This is a genomic window from Myxococcota bacterium (genome assembly GCA_041389495.1).
GTDB lineage: Bacteria > Myxococcota_A > UBA9160 > UBA9160 > UBA4427 > JAWKRT01.
Map to the genome: position 1 here is coordinate 715404 of JAWKRT010000001.1, position 12824 is coordinate 728227.

Sequence of the window (12824 nt, forward strand, 5' to 3'; positions counted from 1 at the left end):
GCGCCTAACGAGTGCGCCGTCGCGGAGCGGTCGCCACGAAGAGGAAGCCCATCGCGAGCAGCGCGCCCGTGCCGGGCTCGGGAAGGGCGGTCGTCGCGATCACGACCGTGCCCGTGAAGCTCCAGCCCGCGCTGCGGCTCGACCACGCGAGCTCGACGCGCAGCGGGTCGCCGGGCGGCGCGGTGAACGGGAAGTACGGGCTGTGCGGGTCGTAGGGCGCGAGCGGGTCGTAGGGTCGGTCGAAGCCTCCGCCGAGCGCGATCCCTTCGCCGTCGAACGCCTCCTCGAGAGCGCCGAGCGTGCGCAGCGTGCGCTCGACGAGCGGCGACTCCGCGCGCAGGACGCGCAGCACGACGCGGTCGAAGGCCGCCTCGCGGCCCTCCGCGTCGCCGTCGAGCAGGAAGAGATGGAGCTCGCCGAGCGCGCGGAAGTCGTCCTGTTCGAACGCGAGCTCGATCGCGGTCGTGAGGTGGCGGCCCGCACCGTCGCCGGGCGCGACCGTGAGGTCGACCGCCGCGAGCACCGTGTCGAGCCCGCGGTCGGCGAGGGCCGCCGCGAGCCCGGGGTGGCGAAGGTCGAGTGCCGCGCGCTCCGTTCCGCTCGGGCGCAGCACACCCGACATCGCCGCTTCGTGCGGCGTCGCGCTCGCAGCCGGCGCGTCGAGCGCTCCGAGCCGGGCGGCGACCGATGCGTTTCCCGCGACGTCGCTCGCGACCTCGAATGCGAGGCGTTCGACGAGCACGGCCGAACCGTCGGCGCGCGCGAACACCGTGCCGCGCGCGCCCGCGGCGCGCGCGACGGCCGACGCACCGGATTCGAGGCCTGCCCCCGCGGTCGCCCACGCGGAGGCATCGACGCGGCCGCGGCCTTCGGCGAGCGCGTCGGCGAACGCGTGGCCGCCGAGGCCGCGGTACTCGGCGCCGTAGAACTCCCAGCCGTGAAAGGCGTCGCCCGCGATCGCCCGCGCCGCGCTCGTGGACTGCCGCCGCCCACTCGTCCGGGCGATGGCCCGGGAGCTCGCATCGCCGCCGGGCCCTGCGTCGCTCGCGCTCCACACGTCGCCGTCGCCCGCGACCGCGAGGTCGGACACCGCGGCGCGGCCGCCCGCGCCCGCGGTGCCGATCGAGGAGCTCGTCGCGTTCCCCGCGCGGAGTCGTCCGAACGCGTCGGCGCCGAAGGCGCCGACGCCGAGGCCGTCGAGCGCCGCCGCACGCAGCGCGGCCGTGTCGGCCTCGCCGACGCGCGCGCCGATCTCGACCGAGCCGCTGCGCCGCGCGCTCGCGTCGAGCTCGATCTCGACGGAGGCGTCGCCGCTCGATGCCTCGTCGGTCGCGGCGGTCCCGGGCGCCTGGAACGCGCGACTCCCGCGCGCGAGCGCGCGAGCCGCGGCCGATCCCGAGGTCGTCGTCGCGTGGATCCGCGCCGATGCGTGCGTTCCGGCCGCGTCCACGGAGCCCAACGGATTCCACGCGATGCCGGCCTCCGGCGTGCTCCCGAGCGCAAACTCGCGCGTCGGGTCGACGGCGACGGCCACGGCGTGCAGGTCGAGCGAACGCGCGCGGTGCTCGTCCCGCGCGAGGGTCGATGCGATCTCGGCGCGATCGCCCGGAGCGACCGGCCGACCGGCCGTGAACAGCTGCTGCGAGAGCGCGAGTGCTCCCGTCGTCTCGCCGTCGACCGCGTTCTCGAGTGCGCGGCGTCCCGTGACCACGCCGCTCGCGTCGCGCACGATCGCAGTCGCGTCGACGTCGCCGCCGCGGAGGCTCGCCGCGAACACGCGGCCGAGCGTCGCGCTCGGCGCGCGCGGTGCATCCGCAGACGCCTCGAACGTCGCGTGCGCGCCCACCTCGGCGCGGGCGCTCGCGTCGCCGCGCGCGAGCGCCGTCGCGCTCGCATGCGCGCTGCCGCGGCTGGCGGTTCCCGGCCCGCCTCCGATCGCGATCGCCTTCGCGTGTGCGTCGCCCGTCGCGTTGACCGCGTGCGCATCCGCGTCGGCATCGCCGCCGGCCCCTCTTCGGAAGGGGTCCGTGCCGCCGTAGGCCTCGGCGACGAGCGAGATCGAGGCGAGCCGCTCCCGCGCCGTGTAGTCGAGCCAGCTCGATGCGTCGCCGCCGACGGTGGAGCTGGGTGCGCCGTAGAACCGGGCGCCGCCGCCCTGCGCGACCTGACGATGGGTGAGGCTCCCGGTGGTCGAGCCGGAGACCGCGTTGCGCAGGTGCGCATCGCGTCCCCGGCCTTCCTCGACGCCGTAGCCGGCGCGCAGCACGCCCGTCACGTGCACGTCGCCGCCGCCGTGCGACACCCCGCGCACTTCGCCGAGCGTCGCGTCGCCCGCCGTTCCCGACGTCGCATCGCCGCCGATCGCCTCGGCCGATACGTCGACGCTCCCGCGTCCGAGGCTCTCGCCGAACGCGCTCGCGCTCGCGCTTCCGCCCCGCCCGCCGCCCGGGCCCGTCGAGCTTCCGCCGCGCGCGATGGCGTGCGCCGCCGCGTCGCCCGTCGCGTTCGTCGCCGTCGACCGCGCGATCGCGTCGCCCGCGATGTAGACGGCGTCGTACGTCGACGCGCTCGCCGTCAGCGAGAGGCCGGCCGTGTCGCTCGTGCGCTCGAGCACGCTCGAGCTGTCGAGACTGCGCGCGCGGCTTCCGCCCGACCGCGCCGTCTGCGAGAGCGAGAGCCGTCCCGACGTCTCACCGTCGACCGCGTTGTACAGGTGGACGGCTTCGCCCTTCCCGTGCGGAGCCGGCATCGCGAGGCCACCGATGCCGCCGAGGACGGTGGCGCTCACCGACACGTCGCCGCCGCCGTCGGAGCTCCCGAACACGCGGCCGAGCGTCGCCGTTCCTCCGTCGCCCGCGACCGGGCGCTTGCGCGACGAGCCCGATGCCGAGCCGCCGAGTCCGCCCTCGATGAAGACGTCCGCGGTCACGCTGCCGGCGCCGTGCCCGATCGCGACGGCGCTCGCCGTCGCGTCGCCGCCACGACCGCCCGCGGCGAACTCGCCGTTCACCGATCCACCGGAGCCTCCGCGCGCGCTCGCCGACGCGTGGGTCTCGGCGTCGCCGAAGCCCTCGGCCTCGGCGCGCGCGACGGCGTCGCCGCCGTGCGGGGCCGCGCTGTAGGGCCTCGAGTTCGCCGTGCCGCCGGTCGCGGTCGCGCGCGCCTCGACGCGCTCGTCGCCCCGGTCGCGCGTGCTCGACTTCGCGGCGAGCCCCGTCGCGCGGACGAGCGAGGTCGCATTCGAGCTCGATGCGTCGGTACCGGTGCGTCCTCCCGCGCCGCCGCGCGCGTCGCCCGAGACGACGAGTCGGCGCGCGGTGGTCGCGGCGAGGTCGACGTCGATCGTCGCGCTGCCGCCGCTGCCCGTGAAGGGCGCGGCGTTGGAGTTGCTCCCGCCGGTCGCGAGCAGCGTCACGTCGAGCGAGCGCGCGGCGGTCGCGATGTCGCGCAGCGCGATGCGCGCGTTGCCCCCGCTCGCGGCCCCGACGTCCCCGGGGCCGCCTCCGGTTGCGCGCACGTCGAGCGAGGCGGCGCCCGTCGTGTCGAGTGCGATCGAGGTCGTCGCGGAGTCGAGCACGGCGTCCGCTCCCTTCGCGCCGGGCGCGAGGGGGCCGCTCGGCGACGGGGTGCCGTAGCGGCCGGCCTCGATCCAGATGGCTCCGACCAGGTCGGCACCGGTCGCCGACGACAGCTCGAAGTAGTCGACGTGCGCGTCGTTCGACGTGCCGTCGCCGCGGCCGCCCGCGGCGCGGAGCGTCGCGCGGAGCGCGCCGCCGCCCTCGTTCTCGGCGCGCAGCCCCGTCGTCGCCGCGCCGTACTCCGCCTGCACCCACTGCGAGAGGACGAGTTCTCCCGCGGTCGCACCGCCGACGAGGTCGTAGCCGCTCGCGGTCGACGTCCAGTCGTTCGTGAACACCTCGCGCGCGGAGGCGTACGCGTAGGCTCCTCCGGTCGAGACGGCGCGGGCGCGTGCCGCGCCGTCGTGCGACTGGGCGCTCGCGCGGATCTGCGACACGCCGGCGTTGCGCGCCTCGGCGTACGCGTCGCTCGATGCCGCGTCGGAGGCCGCCCCGCAGCCGGGGAGCACGCAGCGCGACGACGCGGTGGCTTCCGCCTCGGCCGTGGCGTCGCCGTGCGCGACGGCGATCGCCCGCGCAGCGCCCTCGCCGCTCGGTCCGGCCGTGTAGCCCGGGGTGTACCCGACGCTGGGGCCCGCGGTGGCGGAGGCCGACGCCGTAGCGTCGGCGAGGTCCTCGAAGGTCTCGGCGAACGCGAGCGCCACGGCGTCGCCGCCCGGCGCTCCGAGAGGGGACGTGCCGATCGGGACGGCGACCGAGCCCGCTCCGCCTCGCCCTCCGACCGCGTCCGCCTGGGCGCGTGCACGGCCGGTGAGGTTCGATGCCGTGGCCGAGGCGTCCGCACGCCCGCCGGCGGCGCCCGCCGGTGAGCGTCGCGCGTCGCCGCCCGTGCCGCCGACCGCCTGCGCGAAGAGCTCGACGCTCGGGCCATCGACATGCTGCGTCAGGTGGCTCGACGCGGAGCCGCCGGATGCCGCGGTGCCGACGACGTGGACGCTGCCGGCCGCGCCGGGGATCGAGTCGCCGCTCCCCCCGTTCCCTGCGTACGCGCGCTGGATGAGCCGGAGGGCCCCGCTCGTCGAGCCCGTCACCGCGTCGTCGAGGTGCACGTCCGCGCCGCGGCCGCCGACCACGCCGCTGCCACCGCTGCCTCCGCGCGCCTCGCCGAGCAGGCTCACGAACTCGTGGGTCGTCGATTCGGCCCGGAGGCTCAGCGTCGCGCCGCCGCCGTCGCCGCCGTCGCCCCAGCCGTTCGTCGCGCCGCCCCGGCCGCCGCGAGCGGTCGCCGCGAGCGACACGACGCTGTCGCGCGCCGCGTCGACGACGATCGTCGCGGCGCCTCCGTCGCCCGCCGTGCTGCGCGCGGGGCCTCGCGCGTTGTCGGTGGCGCCGCCATCGCCCCCGGTCGCGGACTGCGTGAGCACGAGCGCGAGCGGCCCGGCACCGAGGTCGTCGCAGATCGCGGTCGCGTCCCCGCCGCGTCCGCCGTCGGCGCCGCGCGCACCCGGCGCGCCCGACGCACCCGTCGCGACGAGGTCGACGGTCTCGTAGGAGGAGGTCGCCATCGTCGGCGCGCCGCAGGCGTTTCGGACGTCCGGGATCGCGACGCCCTGCATCGCGGCGACGGGAAGGCAGGCGAGCGCTCGTGCGAGCGCGCGCGCGGTTCGTGTGCGCATCGGTTCCCCCCGAGACGCGCCCCGTGCGCGAGGGCGCGGCAGGGGCGAGTGGTGGGCGATGCGGGCTTGTGGCAGGCGATTCGCGCGCGTGGGGTGTCATCGCCCGGCGCGCTCGGGCGTTCTCCGGAGCGCGTGTGGGCTTCGACTAACGATCGGCCGCCAGCACGAGCGCCGACCCGTCCATCAGCGCGCCGGAGGTGACGACCGCGACCTCCGAGCGCGGCGCCTGGCGGGCGCCGCCGCGGCGCTGCACCTGGAGCACGGCCTCGGCGACGGTGTTCATGCCGTGCAGGTAGCCCTCGGAGAGGAGGCCGCCGTGCGTGTTGATCGGCAGACGCCCGGCGAGCGACGTCGCGCCGGAGCGCACGAAGGCGCCCGATTCGCCGCGCGCGCACAGGCCGAGGCCTTCGAGGCCCATCAGCACGGTGCTGCTGAAGCAGTCGTAGATCTCGGCGAGCTCGACGTCGGAGGCGGCGATGCCCGCCTGCGCGTAGAGGTCGTCGCGCAGCCAGGAGGTGTAGTTGCGCGTGTAGTCGTCCCACGCGAGGTGGTCGCCGATGTCGAGGCCGGCGCGCGGACCCGCGCGATAGGTGGCGCCCCGCACGACCGCCGGCGGGTGGCGCAGGTCGCGCGCGCGGTCGAGCGCGCTCACGACGACCGCGCACGCGCCGTCGACCTCGCGCGTGCAGTCGTTCGCGCGGAAGGGCTCGACGACGTACGCGCTCGCGAGGTGTTCCTCGCGCGTGATCGGCTTGCGTCGGATCGCGCGCTCGTTCGCCATCGCGTAGGCGCGCTGCGCGACGACGACGGCGGCGAGGTCCTCCTCGTCCTGGCCCGTCTCGACGAGGAAGCGCCGCGCCCACATGGCGATGTACATGAGGTACGCCTCGTAGCCGATCGGGTAGCGGTACGGGCCGCCGAGGCCGGGGAAGTGCATCGCGCCGACGCGCGCGCCCGAGCGCCCGTTCATCGCGCGGAACACGACGACGTGGCGCGCCTGGCCGGTCGTGACGGCCTGCGCGGCGAGGCCGACGAGGTGGCAGGGCGCCTGCCCGCCGAGCGAGAGGTCGACGACGAGCCGCTGCGGACCGAGCGCGAGCGACGTCGCGACGGCGAGGCACGGCACCGAGTCGTCGTTCAGCATGAAGCTCGCGATGCCGTCGACGTCGGCGGGCGCGAGGCCGGCGTCGGCGATCGCGGCGGCGCACGCCTCGCGCGCGAGTGCGAGCACGCTGCGCCCCGAGGCGTTCGAGAACTCCGTGTAGCCGACGCCCGTGATCGCGGCGCGCAGGCCGGTGCCGTTGCTAGGCATGGGGCGCGGCCTCGGCTTGCGGCGTGAAGTAGAGCTCCGTCCACGCGGGCGTGGCATCCGCGTGCGGGTGGTCGCGGAACGCGGCGCGCAGGCGCAGACCGGCGGCGAGCCGTCCGTCCGCGCCCTCGATGCGCGCGAGCACGCGGCAGCCCTCGTCGAGCTCGACCGTGCCGACGGTGTACGGCGCGTCGGCCGCGAACGCGTCGGAGAAGGCGCGGTGCACGACGATCCACGAGTAGAGCGCGCCCCGGCCGCTCGCGCGCTCGCGGCGCGACTCGGTCGCGCCGCAGTACGGGCACGCGACGAGCGGCGGGAAGCGGCGGCGGTCGCACGCCGAGCAGCGCTCGAGCACGAGCTCGCGGCGCGAGAGCGCGTCCCAGAACGGCGCGGCGTCGGCGTCGATCCGCGGCGCCGGTCTCGCGGCCGCCGCGCCGGCCGCGGCGGGACGTCCGGATGTCATCGCGTTCCTCCCCTCTGCCCGAGCGCGGCGCCTAGCATCCGCGGAAGCGCGGGTCGCGCTTGCTCGCGAACGCGTCGAGCCCCTCGCGCGCGTCCTCGGACGTGAGGCAGTAGACGTTGTTGGTCTCGCGCTCGAGGCGCAGGCTCGCTTCGAGCGGGACGCGGTCCTCCCACAGCGCGGCCATCGTCTGCTTCGCCTTCGCGATCGCGAGCGGGCTCTTGCGCGCGACCTCGCGCGCGAACGCGAGGCCCGCCTCGAGCAGCGCCTCGTCGTCGACGACGGAGGCGACGAGCCCCCAGTCCTTCGCCTCCTCGGCGGGCAGGAAGCGCCCCGAGAACACGAGCTCGGCCGCGCGCTGCCAGCCGATCATGCGCGGAAGCAGGCTCAGCACGCCGCCGCCGCCCATCTGCCCGAAGTTCTGGTGCGCGTCGCCGATGCGCGCCGAGCGCGCGGCGATGGCGAGGTCGCACGCGATCAGGAGCTCGAGCCCCCCGGCGGCGGTGACGCCGTTGACGAGCGCGACGGCCGGCACGCGCAGCCGCCGGAGCCGCCCGAAGACGCGGTGCAGCTCGGCCACGAAGTGCGGGAATGCGACCGGGTCGCGCTGCAGTGCGACGTACTTCTCGAGGTCGCCGCCCGCGCTGAAGGCGCGTCCCTCGCCGCGCACGAGCACGCAGCGCACGCGCGCGTCCGCGTCGGCCTCGTCGAGCGCGGCGTCGAGGGCCTCGACCATCGCGAGATCGATCGCGTTCAGCTTGTCGGGCCGGTCGAGCGTCAGGAGCGCCGCGACGTCGTCGCCGCGCCCGGCCTCGACCAGCGGCAGATGCTCGACGCGGAGCAGGGCCGTCATCGCGCGCGCTCCGCCAGGAGCTCCTGGATGCGGAACTTCTGGATCTTGCCCGACGCGGTCGTCGGCAGCGCGTCGAAGCGCTCGAGCCGCTCGGGCAGCTTGTGCGTCGCGAGCCCGACGCCGCGCAGGCGCTCGACTGCGGTCGCGAGGTCGAGCTCGGCGCCGGCGCGCAGCACGACGCACGCGCAGCAGCGCTCGCCGAGCCGCGCGTCGGGCACGCCGACGATCGCGACGCGCTCGACCTCGTCGAACGCGAGCATCAGGTCCTCCACCTCGCGCGGCGCGATGTTGAGGCCGCCGCGGATCACGATGTCCTTGCGCCGCCCGACGATCGAGACGAAGCCCTGCGCGTCCGCCGTCGCGAGGTCGCCCGAGCGCACCCAGCCGTCGTCCGAGATCGTGCGCGCCTCGCGCTCGGGGTCGTCGAGGAAGCCCACGCACGTGTTCGGGCCGCGCGTGAAGATCTCGCCGGGCTCGCCCGGCGCGCAGCGCTTGCCGTCCTCGTCGCGCAGCTCGACCTCGACGTGGGCGAGTGGCGCGCCGTCGGTGTCGCGCTTGCGCGCGAGCGAGGTGTCGGCACGGTTCCACGTCGCGACGAGCACCTCGGTCGAGCCGTAGAGCCGCCGCACGTCGATGCCGACCTCGCGCGCCGCGGTGACGAGGTCGGGCGGCACGGGCGCGCCGCCGCAGCCGAAGCAGCGCAGCGACGCGAGCGGCCGCGCGGGAACGAGCGCGCGCGCGGCCTCCACCAGATCCTGCAGGAACGTCGTCGCCGCGAGCGTGTACGAGCAGCGGAAGCGCTCGACGAGCGCGAGCGCGACGTCCGCGCTCCAGCGGTCCTGCAGCACGAGCGGGAGGCCGTGGTAGAGCGCCATGCGCAGCCCGTAGTTGAAGCCGGTCGAGTGCCCGACCGGCGACGGCATCCACACGACGTCGTCGTCGCGCAGGCCCATGTCGCTCCACGCCGCGCGCACCGAGAAGTTGGTCGTCTCCTCGGTGTGCAGCACGGCCTTCGGCGCGGCCTCGGTGCCGGACGTGAAGATGACCTCGGAGAGCGCGTCGGCGCGCCCGCCGAGCGACGCCGCGTCCGCGGGCGCTCCCGCGCACGCGCGCGCGAAGCTCGCGTCGCCGGCCTCGACGGTGGCGTCGTCGCCGTCGAGGCCGGCCGCCGCGACGTGCCAGGCCGCGACGCCGGTCGCCGCGCGCACCTCGTCGACGAGCGGTGCGTAGGCGAAGCCGCGGTAGGTGACGGGCGTGACGATCGCGCGCGGCCGCGCGACGCGGAACACGTGCTCGAGCTCGTGGCGCCGGTAGCCCGGGAGCAGCGGGTTCAGCACGGCGCCGAGCGCCTGCACGGCGAGCGCGGCGACGACGGCTTCCACCTGATTGGGGAGCTGCACGGAGACGACGTGGCCCGCCTCGACGCCGCGCGCGCGCAGGTGCGCGGCGAGCGCGCGCGCCGCGTCGACGACGGCGGCGTAGGTGTGGGCGCGCGCGCCGTCGCGGTCGACGACGGCGAGCGCGTCGGGCCGCTCCGCCGCGTGCGCCGCGGCGCGGCTCCACAGCGTCGATGCATCCCAGAGGCCTGCGCGCCGCCAGGCCTCGGCGCGCTCCGCGCGCGCGCGATGCCGCGCGGCCGGCGCGTTCGGGGCGTCCATCGTCCTTGCCTCCGCGGCGGCGCATCGCGCACGATGCGCGGGCCGCGCGAGTCTACGCGCCCGCGCCGGCGATCGGAACGCCCGCGTCGCACGGCACGCCGCGCGCCGTTCCCCACGGCTCGAAGACGGAAGGGAGCGCGATCCGTGACGCCCCGCATGCACGTCATGAGCATCACGCCCTTCGACGCGCGCGGCGCGCTCGACGAGGCGGCGCTCCGCGCCCACGTGCGCCGCCTCGCGGACGCCGGCATCGGCGTGTTCCTGGGGAGCTACGGGACGGGCGAGGGCAAGCTGCTGCGCGGCGACGAGGTGCGGCGGCTCTATGCCGTCGGTGTCGAGGCGAGCGACGGCCGCGTGCCCGTCGTCGCGGCCGCGCTCGGGCTCGGCGCGACCGACGACGTGGTCGAGCGCGCGCGCGAGGCGCGCGCGCTCGGCGTCGACGCGGTGCAGATCCACCCACCGCTCGCGGGCCCGGCGACGATCGCGCCGCGCGAGAACGAGATCGACGCCTACTACGACGCCGTGCTCGCCGCGCTCGACTTCCCGCTCGTGCTGAGCAACGAGGTCCTGATGGTCGGCTACGGGCTCGCGCCCGAGCGCATGTGCGCGCTCGCGGCGTCGCACGGCCAGGTGGTCGGCATCAACTGGACGGACCCCGACCCGTCGTCGCTCGCGCGCGTCGTGCGCGGCCTCGCGGACGCGGAGCGCGCGGTGCCGGTGCGCGTCGGACTCACGGCGCAGCTCCCGCTCGCGCTCGTGCTCGGGGCCGAGGGCCTCGTGAGCTTCGAGGCCAACGTCGTCCCCGCTCTGTGCGCCGACGTCGCGCGCGCCTTCGACGCGGGCGATCTCGCGGCGTTCCGCGCGCGCTTCGCGCGGCTGATGGACTGGAACCTGGCGCTCGGCCGCGCGATGACGCCGCGCTCCGTGAAGGCCGTGCTCGCCGCGCGCGGCGAGCCGGGCACGGCGCTGCGCGCGCCCTATCGCGCGCTCGACGGCGAGCTCGCGCACTGGCTCGAGCGCGACGTCGCGCGCATCGAGGCGGCGGGGGCGCGCGACGCGACCGAGGAGGGAACGCGATGACGACCGACGAAGAGCAGGAGCTGCTCGCCGCGCTCGCGCTTCCCGAAGCGCCGTGCGCGAGCGCCGAGGAGCGGCTGCGCGCGCTCGAGGACGAGCGCGAGATCCGCGAGCTCGTCCGCCTCTACGGCTACCTGTGCGACGCGCGGCGCTGGGACGATCTGCTCGCGCTCTACACCGACGACATCGAGCGCACGCTCGGCGGGACGCTGCGCGAGCACGTGAAGGGGAAGGCCGCGCTGCGCGAGAAGCTCGTCGCACCGACGCTCGAGCGGCGCCGCGCGGACGACGCGGCCGCGCCGCCCCCCGACCGCCTGCTCGCGCTCTCGTTCCGCCACCTGATGGCGAGCGAGGTCGTGCGCCGCACGAGCGCCGACGAGGCGACGGCCGTCGTGCAGTACACGCTCGTCGCGACGCGCGACGACGGCGTCGAGCCGTCGCGCGGCGCGCACGAGGGCTCCTACGTCTTCCGCTTCCGCCGCGGCCGCGACGGGCGCTGGCGCTTCTGCGCGCAGACGATCTTCAGCGACAACGCGCGCAACCCCATGTTCCGCGCGGGCGCGCGATGACGGGCGCACACGGCGGCGCGCGCTTCGACTTCGCGGGGCGCACGGCGATCGTCGCGGGTGCGTGTGGCGGCATCGGCCGCGCCGTCGTCGGCCGCTTCGCCGATTCGGGCGCGAACGTCGTCGCGGCGGACGTCGATGCGGATGCGCTCGTCGCGCTCGCGTCGGGCTGGTCGTCGCCGAGCGCACTCGAGACGGTCGTCTGCGACGTCGCGCGAGAGGAGGGCGCGGCGGCCGCCACGCGCGCGGCGATCGCGCGCTTCGGGCGCATCGACGTGCTCGCGAACGTCGCGGGCGGGAGCCGTCCCGGCGTCACCGCCGATGCGCTCGCGCTCGACGACTGGCGCGCGGTCGTCGACGCGAACCTGACCTCGACGTTCCTGCTCGCACGCGCGGTGATCCCGCACATGGCGCGCGCGCGCGGCGGCGCGATCGTGAACGTCGCCTCGGGCGCCGGCATTCGCGGGATGCGCCGCAACCCGGCCTACGTCGCGGCCAAGGGCGGCGTCGTCGCGCTCACGCGCGCGCTCGCGATGGACCATGCGGCCGACGGCATCCGCGTGAACTGCGTGTCGCCGGGGCCCGTGCTCACGCCGCTCATGGAGCGCAATCGCACGCCGGAGGAGCGCGAGGTGATCGCGCGCCAGAGCATGAGCGGGAGGCTCGGACATCCCGAGGAGCTGGCCGCGGCGATCGCCTTCCTCGCGAGCGACGCCGCGTCCTACGTCAACGGCGAGACGCTCCAGGTCGACGGTGGCTTCGCGACGCTCGTCTGAGCGCGTCGCTCACTCGTGGATCATCTCGGCGAGGTAGCGCTCGCGGCCGACCTCGCGCACGAGGTGCAGCTGCGTCTCGAGCCAGTCGACCGATTCCTCTTCCTCGACGAGCACGCGCTCGAGCAGCTCGCGCGAGCCGTTGTCGCCCTTGTCGCGGCAGAGCGCGATCGCGTCGTTCAGGCGCTTCACGGCCTCGAGCTCGAGCGCGAGGTCGAGCTCGTGCTGCTCGACCGCGTCCTCGCCGACGCGCACGGGCGACAGGCGCTGCATGTTCGGCACGCCGTCGAGGTAGAGGATGCGCTCGATCATCTCGTCGGCGTGCTTCATCTCCTCGATCGACTCCTCGCGCTTCTTGGCGGAGAGCCGTCGATAGCCCCAGTTCGCGCACATCTTGTGGTGGATGAAGTACTGGTTGATCGCCGTGAGCTCGGCGGTCAGGACGTCGTTCAACGCCTCGATGATCCCGGTGTCGCCCTTCATGCTCGCCTCCCTCGCGCTCCGCGCCCGCATGGCGCGTCGAGGGGGAGGCTATCCCGTCGCGCGCGCGACGTGCAGCGCGATGCGCCGCTCGGAGCGACGCGGTGCGGGTCGGGGCGTGTGTCGGAGGAGCGGGCTAGGCGCGGACGACGGGGAGGGCGACGATCTCGGGCGGCGTCGCGCGATCGCGCGCGCTGCTCGCCTCGCTTCGGAGGAGCTCGTTCACGGTGCCGAGGCAGCCGCCGCAGCAGGTGCCGGCACCGGTCCGCATGCCGATCTCGGTCGCGCTGCGCGCGCCCTTGCGGATGGCCTTGCGGATCGCGCGATCGGAGACGCCGTTGCAGTGGCAGACGAGCATGTCGTTCTCGAAGCTCCCGTGCGCGTGCGCCCCGGA

General features: G+C 76.0%; 10 protein-coding genes. 3 read left to right on the forward strand and 7 right to left on the reverse strand.

Translation table 11 applies throughout. The features are described 5' to 3' along the window. Positions 1-4: 4 nt before the first annotated feature. From R3E88_03155 to R3E88_03175, 5 genes are all read right to left on the reverse strand, one after another. Positions 5-5254 carry a hypothetical protein gene (locus tag R3E88_03155; GenBank protein MEZ4215452.1) on the reverse strand — a complete coding sequence of 1750 codons (5250 nt, stop codon included), beginning with the start codon at positions 5252-5254 and terminating at the stop codon, positions 5-7. 145 nt (positions 5255-5399) lie between these two features. Next, the gene (locus R3E88_03160) at positions 5400-6566 is read right to left on the reverse strand and encodes a hypothetical protein (GenBank protein MEZ4215453.1); all 1167 of its coding nucleotides are present in this window, start codon (positions 6564-6566) and stop codon (positions 5400-5402) included. Then, the gene (locus tag R3E88_03165) at positions 6559-7026 is read right to left on the reverse strand and encodes an OB-fold domain-containing protein (GenBank protein MEZ4215454.1); all 468 of its coding nucleotides are present in this window, start codon (positions 7024-7026) and stop codon (positions 6559-6561) included. The genes R3E88_03160 and R3E88_03165 overlap by 8 nt, the downstream gene beginning before the upstream one ends. Positions 7027-7057: 31 nt before the next feature. Next, positions 7058-7876: an enoyl-CoA hydratase/isomerase family protein gene (locus tag R3E88_03170; protein ID MEZ4215455.1), complete on the reverse strand. Its 819-nt coding sequence runs from the start codon at positions 7874-7876 to the stop codon at positions 7058-7060. Continuing rightward, positions 7873-9534 (reverse strand): AMP-binding protein, encoded by a 1662-nt coding sequence (locus R3E88_03175; protein ID MEZ4215456.1) that lies wholly within the window; start codon positions 9532-9534, stop codon positions 7873-7875. The genes R3E88_03170 and R3E88_03175 overlap by 4 nt, the downstream gene beginning before the upstream one ends. A gap of 144 nt (positions 9535-9678) precedes the next feature. Here R3E88_03175 and R3E88_03180 point away from each other — a divergent pair, with 144 nt between their 5' ends. Genes R3E88_03180 through R3E88_03190 form a run of 3 tightly spaced genes read left to right on the forward strand, consistent with a single transcriptional unit; the run spans position 9679 to position 11953 of the window. Continuing rightward, positions 9679-10614, forward strand: a complete 936-nt coding sequence (locus R3E88_03180) for a dihydrodipicolinate synthase family protein (protein ID MEZ4215457.1) — start codon at positions 9679-9681, stop codon at positions 10612-10614. Continuing rightward, a complete protein-coding gene (locus tag R3E88_03185) occupies positions 10611-11180 on the forward strand; it encodes a nuclear transport factor 2 family protein (protein MEZ4215458.1) in 570 nt (189 codons plus the stop codon). The genes R3E88_03180 and R3E88_03185 overlap by 4 nt, the downstream gene beginning before the upstream one ends. Next, positions 11177-11953: an SDR family NAD(P)-dependent oxidoreductase gene (locus R3E88_03190; protein ID MEZ4215459.1), complete on the forward strand. Its 777-nt coding sequence runs from the start codon at positions 11177-11179 to the stop codon at positions 11951-11953. Before R3E88_03185 ends, R3E88_03190 begins: the two co-directional genes overlap by 4 nt. 9 nt (positions 11954-11962) lie before the next feature. Here R3E88_03190 and bfr read toward each other — a convergent pair whose 3' ends face one another. Together bfr and R3E88_03200 are read right to left on the reverse strand one after the other, a co-directional pair. After that, positions 11963-12433 carry a bacterioferritin gene (gene bfr, locus R3E88_03195; protein MEZ4215460.1) on the reverse strand — a complete coding sequence of 157 codons (471 nt, stop codon included), beginning with the start codon at positions 12431-12433 and terminating at the stop codon, positions 11963-11965. A gap of 133 nt (positions 12434-12566) precedes the next feature. Next, a complete protein-coding gene (locus tag R3E88_03200; protein MEZ4215461.1) occupies positions 12567-12788 on the reverse strand; it encodes a (2Fe-2S)-binding protein in 222 nt (73 codons plus the stop codon). Positions 12789-12824: the final 36 nt, after the last annotated feature.